13 protein-coding genes and 1 pseudogene are annotated in these 14,749 nt (G+C 32.7%); 13 read left to right on the plus strand and 1 reads right to left on the minus strand.

Annotated features, from left to right (window positions below):
• The 6 genes and pseudogenes from ACQY56_RS08555 to ACQY56_RS08580 all read left to right on the plus strand — a co-directional run.
• Positions 1 to 148: pseudogene (locus ACQY56_RS08555) on the plus strand (dTDP-glucose 4,6-dehydratase); the annotation flags it as partial.
• Positions 148 to 1,107 carry a glycosyltransferase family 2 protein gene (locus tag ACQY56_RS08560; RefSeq protein WP_428738927.1) on the plus strand — a complete coding sequence of 320 codons (960 nt, stop codon included), beginning with the start codon at positions 148 to 150 and terminating at the stop codon, positions 1,105 to 1,107. The pseudogene ACQY56_RS08555 and the gene ACQY56_RS08560, both read left to right, overlap by 1 nt.
• Before the next feature lie 6 nt (positions 1,108 to 1,113).
• Complete coding sequence (locus tag ACQY56_RS08565; protein WP_428738926.1) at positions 1,114 to 2,052, plus strand: hypothetical protein; 939 nt, start codon at positions 1,114 to 1,116, stop codon at positions 2,050 to 2,052.
• Between the two features lie 58 nt (positions 2,053 to 2,110).
• Entirely contained in the window at positions 2,111 to 2,362 is a 252-nt protein-coding gene (locus ACQY56_RS08570; protein WP_428738925.1) for a ComEA family DNA-binding protein, read from the plus strand.
• Positions 2,363 to 2,490: 128 nt separating this feature from the next.
• Complete coding sequence (locus ACQY56_RS08575) at positions 2,491 to 3,534, plus strand: hypothetical protein (RefSeq protein ID WP_428738924.1); 1,044 nt, start codon at positions 2,491 to 2,493, stop codon at positions 3,532 to 3,534.
• A 2-nt stretch (positions 3,535 to 3,536) separates the two neighbouring features.
• A complete protein-coding gene (locus ACQY56_RS08580) occupies positions 3,537 to 4,733 on the plus strand; it encodes a capsule biosynthesis protein (protein WP_428738923.1) in 1,197 nt (398 codons plus the stop codon).
• On the opposite strand, the gene recO is transcribed toward ACQY56_RS08580, so the two are convergent.
• The gene (gene recO, locus ACQY56_RS08585; protein ID WP_428738922.1) at positions 4,728 to 5,345 is read right to left on the minus strand and encodes a recombination protein RecO; all 618 of its coding nucleotides are present in this window, start codon (positions 5,343 to 5,345) and stop codon (positions 4,728 to 4,730) included. The two genes, ACQY56_RS08580 and recO, sit on opposite strands and share 6 nt — an antisense overlap.
• A gap of 179 nt (positions 5,346 to 5,524) precedes the next feature.
• On the opposite strand from recO, the gene gltB reads away from it, so the two are divergent.
• The 7 genes from gltB (at position 5,525) to ACQY56_RS08620 (ending at position 14,741) form a co-directional block, all read left to right on the plus strand.
• Positions 5,525 to 9,964, plus strand: coding sequence for a glutamate synthase large subunit (gltB, locus tag ACQY56_RS08590; protein WP_428738921.1), 4,440 nt, complete (start codon positions 5,525 to 5,527; stop codon positions 9,962 to 9,964).
• A 1-nt stretch (position 9,965) separates the two neighbouring features.
• Positions 9,966 to 11,351, plus strand: a complete 1,386-nt coding sequence (locus ACQY56_RS08595; RefSeq protein ID WP_428738920.1) for a glutamate synthase subunit beta — start codon at positions 9,966 to 9,968, stop codon at positions 11,349 to 11,351.
• A gap of 113 nt (positions 11,352 to 11,464) precedes the next feature.
• On the plus strand, positions 11,465 to 12,310 hold the full coding sequence (gene accD / locus ACQY56_RS08600; RefSeq protein ID WP_428738919.1) for an acetyl-CoA carboxylase, carboxyltransferase subunit beta: 846 nt from the start codon (positions 11,465 to 11,467) through the stop codon (positions 12,308 to 12,310).
• Between the two features lie 9 nt (positions 12,311 to 12,319).
• A complete protein-coding gene (locus ACQY56_RS08605) occupies positions 12,320 to 12,883 on the plus strand; it encodes a thiamine phosphate synthase (RefSeq protein ID WP_428738918.1) in 564 nt (187 codons plus the stop codon).
• Entirely contained in the window at positions 12,880 to 13,338 is a 459-nt protein-coding gene (locus ACQY56_RS08610; RefSeq protein ID WP_428738917.1) for a 23S rRNA (pseudouridine(1915)-N(3))-methyltransferase RlmH, read from the plus strand. The genes ACQY56_RS08605 and ACQY56_RS08610 overlap by 4 nt, the downstream gene beginning before the upstream one ends.
• A gap of 16 nt (positions 13,339 to 13,354) precedes the next feature.
• Positions 13,355 to 13,708 (plus strand): RNA polymerase-binding protein DksA, encoded by a 354-nt coding sequence (gene dksA, locus ACQY56_RS08615; protein WP_428738916.1) that lies wholly within the window; start codon positions 13,355 to 13,357, stop codon positions 13,706 to 13,708.
• 10 nt (positions 13,709 to 13,718) lie between these two features.
• Positions 13,719 to 14,741: a hypothetical protein gene (locus ACQY56_RS08620; RefSeq protein ID WP_428738915.1), complete on the plus strand. Its 1,023-nt coding sequence runs from the start codon at positions 13,719 to 13,721 to the stop codon at positions 14,739 to 14,741.
• Positions 14,742 to 14,749 lie beyond the last annotated feature (8 nt).

The following is a 14,749-nucleotide window of genomic DNA, read 5'->3' on the forward strand; positions in this document are numbered from 1 at the left end:
TTTCGTTGAAGATAGAGCTGGACATGACAGACGTTATGCTATTGATGCTACAAAACTGGAAAATGAGCTTGGTTGGAAAGCGGATGAGAACTTTGACAGTGGAATTGTTCTTACTGTTGATTGGTATTTGAAGAAGTATAAAAAGTAATGAATACTGAACCAACTATAGCTGTTTTACTTGCCACATATAATGGGGAGAAATTTTTAAAACAGCAGTTGGATTCTATTTTTGAACAAACATATACAAATATCAAAATATATATTTGTGATGATAATTCAGTAGACACAACCTTTTCAATTTTACAAAAATATCAAAAAGAATATCCAAAGCAAATAATGCTTTTCAAAAATGAGCATAATTTAGGTTATGTAAAAAATTTTGAAAAACTTTTAAACTTTTCTCAGGAAAAATACATAGCGTTTTGTGATCAAGATGATATCTGGTTTAAAAACAAACTTGAACTTCAAATAAAAGAGATGCTTGTATTAGAAAACGCTCATAAAGATACGCCATGTATGGTCCATAGTGATTTAAAAATGATAGATGAGAACAATAATATTTTAGAAAAATCTTATTTTGAATATCGATCATATAAGCTTAAACAGAATAAAGATCTTGGGCATATTTTAGGACCTAATGGAGTGATGGGTAATACAATGTTATTTAATGAGAAATTAAAAGCATTAGTATTACCATTCCCAGAAAAACTTGATTTACATGATTATTGGGTCTCTGTAAATAATGAATTGTTTGGTATACGAAGAACAATATATGATCCACTCGTAAAATATAGAATTCATACATACAATATAAGTAATTCTAAAAAAACTTTACAAAAACAACAATCTATTTTTTTCAATCGAAATATAAAGCTACCAAATATTGAAACAACTAGAAAATTTTTTTTAACTCAACTACTACAAGATGTAGAGAGTAATGATAAAAAGATTCTAGAAACTTATTTAAATTATTTGAATTTTCGTGGAAATAGATTCAACATCTATTTTTCTTTATTAAAATTTTCATTAATTAAAAGAGATATTTTGATAAGGATAAATATATTTTTTAAAATTCTTCTCACAACTAGATATAAAAGTAAAGTATAATCTTGTATGAACTTTAAAAAAATGAATATGTCTGGATATATTTATAATATTATTCAACTTTTTACATCAAAAGATTTTAAAGGTTGGGGGAGAAAAAATACAGGTCTTTTTGCGCAGTGGTGTTACAATAGATTTGGTGGTAGTTTGACATTGCAAGAAGATGGTTTTATTCGCTCACTAGGTTTAGGAGTAGATGATTCGCCTTCTTTTAGTTTTGTGGAAGATAATATTGGAATCTACTATGATGCCACAGTTCCAAGTAAACTTGAAAATATTTTAAACAGCTATGATTTTTCTAGTAATGCTCAGTTGGTAAAAAATGCCACTCTGGCAATAGAACTTATAAAAAAATATAACATTTCTAAATATAATAATGCTACAAAGGTATCTGAAGATTATTTTTCTAAAGAAGATGAACAAAGAGTTCTTGTGATTGCACAAACTGCTGGTGATTCTTCTTTGAAGTATGGGATGTTAGAGCCTTTTACGACAGAAGATATGATTCATACTGCTATCGAAGAAAATCCACAAGCCACTATATACCTTAAGATGCATCCCGATGTATTAAGTGGGAAAAAAAAGTCAGATATAAATGTTGAGAATTTAGACTCCCGTGTACATGTAATCACAGAAAATATAAATTCTATCTCATTGTTAAAACATTTTGATAAAGTCTATACCAAAACATCTGGTATGGGATTTGAAGCATTGTTAGTTGAATGTGAATGTGTTTGTTTTGGAATGCCATTTTATGCAGGGTGGGGTGTTACAGATGATCGAAGTAGTTGTAATCGCAGAAAAAGAGTGTTGAGTGTAGCGGAAATTTTCGCTGCAGCATATATACTCTACACACATTATTACAACCCATACACAAACAAACCAAGCGATATATTTGATACTATAGAAACTATTGTATATCATCAACGAAATCAAAAGATATATTAACTCTTTATTTAACATAAAATACTATAATAATGTTAAATTTTATTTTTAGGAGTTTTATATGAAGTTTTTATGGTCTCTTTGTTTAGTATTTGGTTTGGGTTTTGCAAGTGTGGATATTAACACTGCAAATGCTGACTCTTTAGCATCTTTAAAAGGTGTAGGTGAGAAAAAGGCTAAAGCTATTGTTATGTATAGACAAACACATGGTTGTTTCAAAAATATAGATGCATTGCAAAATGTAAAAGGGATAGGTGAAAAAACTATTGCTGAAAATAAAAGTGATTTAACTGCAAGCGTTTGTAAAAAATAGGCACTGTATTTCCATTCTCTTGTTTGAATTATGTTACAATTTGCATAATTTAAAAGTGAGGGGATACAATTAAAAAAATAGCTACAAAATCTTACTTTTTTGGTTTTTCAAGATGGAAACACAGTTTTATGAGACCTTTTTTTTCTGAATACGAACCACATAACATACATTTTATAAATCCTCTCTGGTCAACACCTTTAAATCTTGCTCGTAAAAAAGGGCTTAAAAATGAGTCACATATATATTTTTGGGGAAGAAAAAGTTTTCCTGAAGTTGAGGAGTTCGCACAAAACAACAATATAAAAATTTTTCGTGTTGAAGATGGATTTATACGCTCAGTAGGACTTGGTTCTGATTTAACACAGCCTTACTCTCAAGTGATTGATACTCGTGGAATATATTTTGACCCAACTGTAGAAAGTGATCTTGAAAACTTACTACAAAACTATGATTTCTCAAGTAACAAAGAGTTGCTAGAACGTGCCAAAAACATGCAAAATGAGATCATTAAAAATAAACTTTCAAAATACAACTTTGATGCTATAAAATCTCTAAATTTTCCAAAAGATAAAACTATAGCACTTGTCACTGGTCAAGTAGAGGATGATGCTTCTATACAATATGGTGCAAATGGAAAGACAAATTTAGAACTTCTACAAGCTGTCAAACAAAAATATCCAGATAGATACATAGTATTTAAACCACACCCAGATGTGTTGAGTGGAAATAGGATAGGGAATATTTCTAATGATGAGGCTTTAAAGTATTGTGATGAGATAGTAAGCGATGTTTCAATGGCTAGTGTGCTTGAAGCCGTTGATGAAGTGCATACTCTAACTTCTTTAACTGGTTTTGAAGGACTAGTCTATGGAAAAAAAGTTTTTACATATGGTCTACCATTTTATGCTGGATGGGGACTTACTATTGATGAACAAAAGTGTGAGCGAAGAACAAAAAAGTTAATGTTAGAGGAGTTGATTGCTACAACATATTTATTATACCCTAGATATATTTCTCCAAAAAACAAAGAGTTATGTGAGGTTGAAGAAGTGATAAAAGAGTTAAAAAAGCAAAAAGATGCACTAAAAAACTCACAATATTTACGCATTAAGTTTACAGTTTATAATTTTTGTAGTAGAATTTTGCAAAAACTTTTATCGATGGTGGCGTAGAATTGCAAATATTTGAAATAATTGGTGATGTAAAAGGAAAGAATATTCTTCTTTTGCAAGGTCCTATGGGAGATTTTTTTAATACTTTAGATCATAAATTTATGGACCATGGAGCTAAAACTTTTCGTATAGGGCTCAATGCTGGTGATGAGTTTTTTGCCGATGTTAATCATTTTACTCCATTTAAAGGGCGTATAGAAGAGTGGGAAAGTTTTATCTCTGAGTTTTATGCTACACATGAAATTGATATGATTTTTGTTTTTGGAGATTGCCGTTTTTACCAAAGTCAAGCAATAAACATAGCTAAAAAAATGAATATAAGAGCTTTTGTTTTTGAAGAAGGGTACATTCGTCCAGATTTTATAACTTTGGAAGAAAATGGTGTGAATGACAATTCTTCAATACCAAGAGAACGACAGTTTTATGATGCTTTAGGTTACAATGAAACAAAAATGTGCAATAAGAAAAATGTGCTACATATCGGTAATACATATTTGAAAATGGCGAAACAAGCGAGTGCATATTATTTTATATCTAATCTTTTCTTTTTTCGTTATCCATATTATCAGCATCATAGAAGTTTTTCAAGTTTTCATGAACATTTATATGGATGGAGAAATTTTTTTAGAAAATATTTGTATAAAGTATTAGAGTGGAATCAAGAACAATTTTATAAGACAACAGTATCTAAAAAATACTATTTTGTTGCACTCCAAACTTTTGAAGATTTTCAAATTATCAAGCATTCTGATTATAACTCTATAGAAGAGTTTATATTAGAAGTTTTAGAGTCATTTGCACATAACGCTCCAAAAGATACTTATTTGGTTGTTAAACATCATCCAATGGATCGTGGGAAGAGAAATTATAAACACTTTGTTATGTTACACGCAGAAACATTAAACTGCGAAAAAAGAGTAAAAGTAGTGTATGACTTACATTTACCAACACTATTACAAAATGCAATAGCTACTATCACTATTAACTCAACTGTAGGTATTTCCTCGCTTTATCATAATACACCAGTGATTTGTATGGGAAGAAGTTTTTATGATATAGAAGGGCTTACTTCAAAAGATATGAAGTTAGATGATTTTTGGGATAATTATAAAGAGATTGATAGGGAGCTTTTTCAAAAGTTTCGATGTTACCTGATAGAAAAGACTCAAATAAATGGAAATTTTTATAAAGCTTTATAACCCCTCTAGTAAAACATTCCAAAGTCTATCTATCTCTTTATCATTTAAAAATAAAGAGTTTTTATTTGTATAAAGTTCTTGAAGCCCTTTTTTATTTATAGTTATTGTTTTATTACAGTGAAAATGTGTAGGTAAAAATGCTCGAATTACAGATGGATCTTCATCGATTTTTTGTGAGCATAAAAAACATATTTGTTGATGATGTAAACGTCCTTCAAATTCAAGTAGCTTTATATAAAGTTCTATAGCAATTCTTTTTGGATTTTGTTTATCCCATGCTAAAGAGGCTTCTTCTAGAAGATCGAAGTAAAAAGAGCTTAGTTCTTCAGCTTCACTGAGATGTTGGTAAAAGAGCGATGTAAACTGTTGCCATAGATGCAATTTTTTGTGATTATTGATCCATTTATAACCTATATGGATAACGTCTTTAAGTCTCGAAATAGTAGATTTGGATGAGCCTTCAACCTCATAATCAATTTTAAAACCAATATTGATAGATCCATGACGTGCACCATAAAATCTATAAAGGGTGTCTAAGCTTGATTTAGATATTATAGTAACTATTAAATCTTCCTCTTTAACACGATTAAGATTTATGATAAAACCTTGCATAAACTGCTTCCTAACGCTACATATTTTTAAAATTATACAAAAATTATTCCATTTATAATAAAATTTTAATCAATAATTCAGTACAATATAAAGCTTAAATCTCTAAATAAGATAATCTTTCTTAAAAAGAGATTAAATTTATACTTTTTTGTGTAAAATTTAAGAATTTTGGAGTAAAAATGGTAAAACATCATGATTTATTACGATCATTTAAAGATAATTGTGGATTTGGTCTTGTTGCGAACATAAAAAACAAACCATCACGTAAAGTTTTAAATGATGCAATTACAGCTTTAGAGCGTATGATGCACCGTGGTGCAGTAGCAGCTGATGGAAAAACTGGAGATGGAAGTGGACTTTTACTTTCTATGCCAGAGGAGTTTATCCGAAAAGAAGCAGATAAAAATGGTGTAGAGTTACCAAAACAGTTTGCAGTAGCATCTGTCTTTACAAAAGATTTAAAACATTTAGATGTAGTAGAAGATGTTTGTTTAGCAAATGATTTAAAAGTTGTTCTTCGTCGTGAAGTACCTGTAAATACACAAGCTTTAGGTGAACAGGCATTAGAGTCATTACCAAATATAGTACAACTTTTTATCGTTCCAAATTCAATAATGGCAACAAATAGATTTGACGCTCTTTTATATCTTTCTCGTAAAGAGGTAGAGCATAAACTCATTGATGATAGAAATTTTTATATAGCATCTATGAGTTCAAAAGTTTTATCATATAAAGGTCTTGTTATGCCGACGCATATCAAAGAGTTTTATAAAGATTTGACAGATGAAGCTTTTAAAATTTCATTTTCACTTTTTCACCAAAGATTTTCTACAAACACACTTCCTGAATGGCGTTTAGCACAACCTTTTCGCGCTGTAGCACATAATGGTGAGATCAACTCTGTAGAAGGAAATCGTATAAATGTTGAAATTAAATCAGAATCTATCACTTCAGAAGTTTTTAGTAATGAAGAGATTCAAAGATTACTCCCTATCTTGCAAAAAGGTTCTTCAGATAGTGCTAGTGCAGATAACTTTTTAGAGTTTTTACTTGTTAATGGTATGGACTTTTTTAAAGCTGTTCGTGCAGTTATCCCATCAGCTTGGCAAAATGCTCCACATATGGACCCTGAACTTCGTGCATTTTATGAGTATCACTCAACTGTATTTGAAGCATGGGATGGTCCTGCGGCATTTTCTGTAACTGATGGTCGCTATATTGGTTGTGCACTTGATCGTAATGGTCTTCGTCCATCAAAATATATCGTTACAAAAGATGACAACTTACTTATCGCTTCAGAATATGGTGTTATTGATATTGCAGAAGAGGAGATCAAGGAGCGTGGTCGTTTACAATCTGGTCAAATGATCGGACTTGATCTTAAATATGGAAAATTACTTAAAAGTGATGATATTGATAACTATCTAAAATCTTCAAATCCATATATGAAATGGCTAAACGAGCATATGATTTATCTTCAAGAACATGTTGAAGATCAATATGCAAATGTTGAAATTATTGAGAGTGAAGAGCTTATTAAAAAACAAAAGTTTTTCAATATCACACAAGAGTTGATTGAGCAAGTAATAGAGCCTATGATGAAAGAGGGTAAAGAAGCTGTTGGTTCTATGGGTGATGATACTCCACTTGCAGCTTTTTCTGAAAAACAGAGAAACTTTACAGACTTTTTCAAACAAAAATTTGCTCAAGTAACAAACCCACCGATTGATCCAATCCGTGAAAAAGTGGTTATGAGTTTAAATACTGGGTTTGGTGAAATTCACAATATCTTAAATGAGATACCATCTCATGCACATAGATTAAAATCTATTTCACCAATTATTACAGCCGAAAAACTTGAAGTATTAAAATCTTTTGGTGATGAAAAATCTCCAAGTTTCCAAAGTTTTTATAAAAATAAAACTTTTTCAACTGCATATACAGGGGCACTCAGAGGTGCTTTACAAACTTTAGTTGATACTATTATAGATTCTGTGAAAAATGAGGGTACTAGAATTGTCATACTTGATGATGCAGAGTTTAATGAAAACAATAAAATCATTCCAATGGCAATGGCAGTAGGGCGTGTAAACTTTGCTCTTTTAAAAGCAAAAATCCGTCATTTAGTTTCAATTGTCGCTGTATCTGGTGAGATTACAGATTCTCACTCATCTGCGGTACTTCTTGGTTATGGTGCAAGTGCTGTATATCCAAACTTACTTTTTGCTACAGTTTCAGATCAATTAACTCGTAATAAAAACAAAGATATTGAACAAGCAGATGCTTTTAAAGCTGTGCATTCAGCACTTAATGGTGGTCTACTTAAAATTATGTCAAAAATGGGTATTGCTACAATTGCATCGTATAGAAACTCTGGGTTATTTGATGTTATGGGGCTTTCAACTGAGATCGTTGAAGAGTGTTTTGAAACTTCAAATGTTGCAATTCCTGGTTTAACGTATGAAGATATTGATGCTAGAGTTGAAAAATTTCATAAATCAGCATTTAAAGATGGTGGTTTCAAGAAAATTTTCCCACTGAACATCGGAGGATTTTACAAGTTTTATACAGGTCAAGAACACCATGATTTTGGTCCAGCAGTTATCCATGCTATACATGCAGCAGTGCATAGTGGAAAAACTGAAGATTTTGAAAAGCTAAAAACACTTGTAAATAAACGTGGTCTGAAATTTATTCGTGATTTCTTTGAATTAAAATCTGATAGAGAAGCGATTGATATCTCTGAAGTTGAGCCAAAAGAGGCAATATTTAAACGTTTCGTTTCAGCTGCAATGAGTCTTGGTTCAATCTCACCAGAAGCTCATGAGACACTTGCACAAGCTATGAACACTATCGGTGGTCAATCTAACTCTGGTGAGGGTGGTGAAGACAAAGCACGATATGGAACAAATAAGGTTTCTAAAATCAAACAAGTTGCATCTGGACGTTTTGGGGTAACTCCTGAGTATTTAAGAAGTGCAGAAGAGATTCAGATCAAAGTTGCGCAGGGTGCAAAACCAGGTGAAGGTGGTCAGTTACCAGGTCATAAAGTAACTGGACTTATCGCCAAACTTCGCCATACTGTTCCTGGTGTTACACTTATTTCACCTCCACCACACCACGATATATACTCGATCGAAGATTTAGCACAGTTGATTTTCGATCTAAAACAAGCAAATCCAAAAGCTAGAATAGCGGTAAAACTTGTTTCAACTATCGGTGTTGGAACAATTGCAGCAGGTGTAGCCAAAGCATATGCGGACAAGATCATTATCTCTGGTGGTGATGGTGGTACAGGGGCAGCTCCACTGACATCAATTAAGTTTGCAGGGAATCCTTGGGAGTTAGGTCTTTCAGAAGCTCATAATGCTTTGAAAGCAAATAATTTACGTGGTTTAGTTGAAGTTCAAACTGATGGTGGACTTAAAACTGGTTTAGATGTTGTAAAAGCTGCACTTCTTGGTGCTGAGTCTTATGCATTTGGTACAGGTGTTTTAGCGATTATTGGTTGTAAAATGCTTCGTATCTGTCATGTAAATAAATGTTCAGTTGGTATTGCAACACAAAACGAAAAACTTCGTTCAGAGTTCTTTAAAGGGAAAGTTGAAGAGGTTATTAATTATTTTACACTTCTTGCTGAGGATATCCGCGCTATTATGGCTGAACTTGGTTTTAAAACTATGGAGGAGATGATTGGTCGTGTAGACTTGCTTAAAGTAAAAGAGGATAAATTTGCACAAAAATTTGACTTCTCAGCAGTACTGCATCAAGAAGAGGGTGTAAATACTTGTCAACAACCAACGAATCCACCATTTGATGATAATAGTTTTGAAAAAGATATCTTAAAACAAGTAAGAGATGCGATCAAACATCCAGAACATCCAATTAAAATAGATACAGAGATAACAAATATCAATAGAAGTTTTGGAACACTCATCTCTGGAGAAATTGCTGAGTATTATGGGGATGAAGGGCTTAAACCTGATACGATTAAACTAAACCTTAACGGTGTTGCTGGTCAAGCGCTTGGAGCATTTTTAAATAATGGTGTGTCTATCTATCTTCAAGGTGTAGCAAATGATTACATTGGTAAAGGGATGCATGGCGGTAAAATCATCATCACTTCTAAAAATGAAGGTGAAGCATTTGGTGCTGGTGGAAATACATGTTTATATGGCGCTACTGGTGGAAAACTTTATATCTCTGGAAGTGTAGGGGAGCGTTTTGCAGTTAGAAATTCTGGGGCTTTAGCTATAGTTGAGGGTACTGGGGATAATGCTTGTGAATATATGACTGGTGGGGTTATCACTATTCTTGGCAAAACTGGTATCAACTTTGGTGCTGGTATGACAGGTGGTGTTGCATTTGTTTATGATGAAGAGCATCAGTTTATAGAAAATGTAAATCATGAACTTGTTGAAGCTGTAAGAATCGATACAGATGAAGGAGATGAGGCAAGACATTACCTTAAACGTTTACTCAAAGATTACGTAGTAGAAACAGCAAGTGAGAAAGCAAAAGCAATTTTAGAAAGTTTTAGAGTTGAAGTGAGAAACTTCTGGTTAGTAAAACCAAAAAACTTAACAAAACTTCCTCTTAACTTAGAGAATGGAGATTAATATGAGAGAATTTTTATCAGTTGAAAGACTTGATCCTACAAAAAGATTAGTAGTTGAGAGAACAAAAGATTTTAAAGAGATTTACGAAGTTTTCAGTACTAATGATGCAACGAGTCAAAGTGATAGATGTATCCAATGTGGTGATCCGTATTGTTTAAATAAATGTCCATTACATAATTACATTCCACAATGGTTAAAAGCTGTAAGTGAAAAAGATTTAGAGTTTGCATTTAAACTTTCAAATGAACCATCTCCATTCCCAGAAGTTATGGGGCGTGTTTGCCCACATGATAGACTTTGTGAGGGTGATTGTACACTGAATGATGGTCATGGTGCAATTACCATCGGTTCTGTTGAAACACATATCAATGAAGAGGGGTTTAAAGCTGGATTTAAACCAGATTTTCCAGGAATCATAACAGATAAAAAAGTAGCAGTTATTGGAAGTGGTCCTGCTGGTCTTTCTGCTGCAACATATCTGCTTCGCTCAGGAATTGCAGTCACTATGTATGAAAAAGCTGATCGTGCTGGTGGACTTTTGACATATGGTATACCGAATTTTAAACTCGATAAAAAGATAGTTGAGCGTCGTGTAAAACTACTTCAAGAAGCTGGTTTAGAATTAGTTTTAAACTGTGAAGTGGGTAAAGATATCACTTTTGAAGAGATCGCTAATAATCATGATGCTATGTTTATAGGGATTGGTGCAACAAAGGCGAAAAATGCAAAGATTGCTGGTGAAAAAGCACCAAATGTATATGCTGCTATGGATTACTTGACAAATATTCAAAAGAAAAACTTTAATGCTGCGTATGATAAAAAGTTTGACTTTAAAGACTTAAATGTTGTGGTAATTGGTGGTGGAGACACTGCAATGGATTGTTTACGTACTGCAAAACGTGAGGGTGCAAAGTCTGTTACATGTTTGTATCGTCGTGATGAGCACAATATGCCAGGAAGTAAAAAAGAGTATAAAAACGCTGTAGAAGAGGGTGTAGATTTTGCATTCCAAGTTTCACCAAAAGAGATCATTGTAAATGATAGTGGCAAAGCTATTGCTGTAGAGGTTATAAAAACTTCTCTTGGTGTAAAAGACGCATCTGGTCGTCAAAGAATGGAAGAGCTAAAAGGGAGCGAATACCGTGTAAATGCAGATGTAATTATCATGTCTTTAGGTTTTGATCCAGTTGTTCCATCATTTTTAGCAGAAAATGGGATCGAAACAAACTCTTGGGGCGGAATCATTATCAATGATGAAACGCATGAAACAACAACATCTGGTGTCTTTGCTGGAGGAGATTGTTTCCGTGGAGCTGATCTTGTTGTAACTGCTGCTTACGATGGTCGTGAAGCAGCACGTAGCATCGTAGAATCTCTTTTAAACTAAATATATCTCCATTTTTGGAGATATACATTTTTGTAAACTTCCTTTATATAAATTTCAGTTATTAAGTATAAATTTGTTATAATTCGCAACTATTATAATTTAAGGATATATTTTTGAATTTATTAAACCTTTTTACTAGATCATCACAGACAAAAGAACCTGAAAAAGTTGAAGCATCTGCTCAATGGATAAAATGTAAATCTTGTCACTCTTTAATGTACTATAAAGAGGTTGAAAATCAAAACTATGTATGTCCTAAATGTGGTTTTCATATCCGTATAGGTGTAAAGGAGCGTATAGCACTTTTAGCTGATGAAGGCACATTTGTAGAACATGATGCTAACCTTGAACCAATCGATCCACTAAAATTTGTTGACTCTAAACCTTATACAAAACGTATAGCTGAAGGTGTTGCAAAAACGGGAAGAAAATCTTCAGTGGTTAGTGGAAGCTGTGAGATGAACGGTGTAGCTGTTGAAGTAATCATATTTGACTTTGCATTTATGGGCGGTTCACTTGGTTCGGTTGAAGGTGAAAAGATTGTTCGTGCAGTAAATCGTGCTATTGAAAACAATCATGGTCTTATCATCTTCTCTGCTTCTGGTGGAGCTAGAATGCAAGAGAGTACATTTTCTCTTTTACAAATGTCAAAAACTTCTGCTGCACTTGCAAAGTTAGGGCAGCATAACCTTCCTTATATTTCAGTTTTAACTGATCCGACAATGGGTGGGGTATCTGCATCGTTTGCAACATTGGGTGATATTATTATCGCTGAGCCTGGTGCACTAGTTGGTTTTGCAGGGCAGAGAGTAATTGAGCAAACTATTGGTTCTGAGCTTCCAGATGGTTTCCAAAGAGCTGAATTTTTACTCGAAAAAGGTTCTATCGATATGATCGTAAATAGAAATGAGCTTAAAAAGACACTCTCAGATTTACTAATACTACTGAAAAAAGATTAGAGGCATCTTTTGCGTTTATATGCACTTTGTGATCAAGAGATGCTCGATAAAGTGGGTATCTCTGTAGAAAAGTTTATAGAGATTGCTAAATCATATAATGCTGAGATCATCCAGTATAGAAATAAATCCGCAGATATCTCCCTTATCAAACAACAACTTATCCAAATCCGTAAACTTTATGATGGCTTTTTAATTGTGAATGATGCGTATGAGCTTATAGAGTTTTGTGATGGTGTACATGTGGGTCAGGAAGATTTACATACAATCGATCTAGATACAAAAAAAGCGGTAAAAATTTTACGTAATGTTATTGGAAAAGATAAAATTTTAGGTATCTCAACACATAATGAAGCAGAAGTATTAGAAGCGAACGAAATGGATTTAAACTATATAGGTTTAGGTGCATATAGAGATACAACGACAAAAAAAGATGTTTGTCATGTTTTAGATGACAAGCTTGATGCTATTGCAAAACTATCAAAACATTATGTTGGAGCTATTGGTGGTGTGAATTTGAATGACAAATTTGACAATGTTACATATCATGTGATTGGAAGTGGATTACTTAAATGAATATAGAGATAGTTTCTATTGCAAAAAAGGAGCGTTCTATCTATGATCCACTTTATAAAGAGCTCACAAAAATGATTTCTCGCTTTGCTAAAGTGAGTGATGTAGAAATTTTTAATAAAGATGTAACAAAAGCACACACTATCTCACCTGAGGCCTCTCAGAGCGCGTATACAAAGGTTTTAGAACCTTTAATGGATAAGGGTTTTACTATTTCATTGCATCCTGATGGCAAAATAATCGATAGTTTTGAATTTAGTAAGCTTTTAAATGATAAAATGTCGATTAAATTTTTCATTGGTGGAGCTTATGGCTTTGAAGATGAATTTTTAAAAAAAAGTGATGCAGTTATAAGTTTAGGTAAAATAACTATGAGTCATAAAATAGCTAAGGCAGTTTTGCTTGAGCAGATTTATAGAGGGTTTAGTATACTCAATAACCATCCATATCACAAGTAAAAGGGAAATAGGTCAAGTGCAAGCAAGTGAGTTAGAATTCTTTAAAGAGATATTACAAAGTCGTAAAGAACAAATCCAAAAAAACATCAATGGTGTAAATAGCGAACTTGATGGATTGAACTCTTTAGAGCTAAATGATGAAGGTGATCACGCTTCAGTTAACAACAATTCAATGGTAGAGAGTGCAATCGTACAACAACAGCAAAAAGAGCTAGGTGAGATAGAGGTTGCTTTAAGAAAGATAGCAAAAGGCGAGTATGGTATCTGTGAAATGTGTGAAGATGACATAGGTTTTCAAAGACTTAAAGTTAAGCCGCATGCTATCTACTGTATAGATTGTAGAGAGATAGTAGAAAAGTCTAAAAAATAAAGGATTAATAATGATGTACATAAAAAGATATACAATAGCCTCTTTAATATGGATGGCATTAGTTGGTTGGTATGTGTATGCATATGTTTCACAGGATAGTTTTTCACTCAACTTCTTTGGAACTACGCTACCAGCTATAGCTATTGCTCTTTTGGTTATTGTCCCTATATTTGTATTGTACATTGCGAGTGCTACACACATGTGGTTTCACTCACTTATCCATACTTTTAGAGATCGTAAGTTTCAAAAAGATAACGATAAGATCATTGATGCGATCTGTGATGCATATTTACAAAAGGAGGAGAGACATAATGAGTATAAAACTCCAAGATATAAACTTCTTGGAATGTTACTAGAAAATACTGCACTTTCTCCTATAAAAGATATTTCAGGAACGACAAACAATGAAAAAATAGATACTATTTTAGATTTATTAAACAAAATTAAAATGGGTGAAACTGTTGATCTAAAACCTTATGGGCTTAAATCCAACAATGAACTTGTTATTGCCAATAAAAGAAACAAATATAAAAAGGGGATAGTAACAGCTGAAACTATCTTAGGCAATACAGCAAAATATGCGGATATATTATGTGAAGAGGTATATGTTGATTTTGTACAAACTGCATCACTAGATGAAATTGAAAAACATAAAAAATTTATGTCTGAAAAAGCATTAAACTTCTTATTTGCTCGTATTAATGCTGATGAGAATAGACTTGAAATTCCAAATGACAAACTGATTGAACTTATGAGTTTGTTAGAACTAGATAAAATAAAACTAATCACTATCTCTAGAACTCTTTCAAAAAGCGGAATGCTTCCAGAGCAAAGAATGAAACTTTTTGAGATATTAAGTGAAAAAAATGAGGCAGCAATGGATGCTTATCTTTACACTCTTTACGATTTAGAGATGTTAGCTCCTGCAAATGATATTTTAAATGTTGCTTCACAAGATGAATATTTAAACTTTAGAGCTTACAGTGCACTAAGAGAGTGTGGTAAAAACTTCCATATTGATATGTTTGTTTAATTAGTAGA

The organism is Sulfurimonas sp., from assembly GCF_050296975.1.
Classification (GTDB): domain Bacteria; phylum Campylobacterota; class Campylobacteria; order Campylobacterales; family Sulfurimonadaceae; genus Sulfurimonas.

Coding starts and splice junctions, on each gene's coding strand:
- ACQY56_RS08560 (WP_428738927.1), top strand. CDS start 148: ATGAATACTGAACCAACTATAGCTGTTTTACTTGCCACATATAATGGG.
- ACQY56_RS08565 (WP_428738926.1), top strand. CDS start 1,114: ATGAACTTTAAAAAAATGAATATGTCTGGATATATTTATAATATTATT.
- ACQY56_RS08570 (WP_428738925.1), top strand. CDS start 2,111: ATGAAGTTTTTATGGTCTCTTTGTTTAGTATTTGGTTTGGGTTTTGCA.
- ACQY56_RS08575 (WP_428738924.1), top strand. CDS start 2,491: ATGAGACCTTTTTTTTCTGAATACGAACCACATAACATACATTTTATA.
- recO (WP_428738922.1), bottom strand. CDS start 5,345: ATGCAAGGTTTTATCATAAATCTTAATCGTGTTAAAGAGGAAGATTTA.
- gltB (WP_428738921.1), top strand. CDS start 5,525: ATGGTAAAACATCATGATTTATTACGATCATTTAAAGATAATTGTGGA.
- ACQY56_RS08595 (WP_428738920.1), top strand. CDS start 9,966: ATGAGAGAATTTTTATCAGTTGAAAGACTTGATCCTACAAAAAGATTA.
- ACQY56_RS08610 (WP_428738917.1), top strand. CDS start 12,880: ATGAATATAGAGATAGTTTCTATTGCAAAAAAGGAGCGTTCTATCTAT.
- ACQY56_RS08620 (WP_428738915.1), top strand. CDS start 13,719: ATGATGTACATAAAAAGATATACAATAGCCTCTTTAATATGGATGGCA.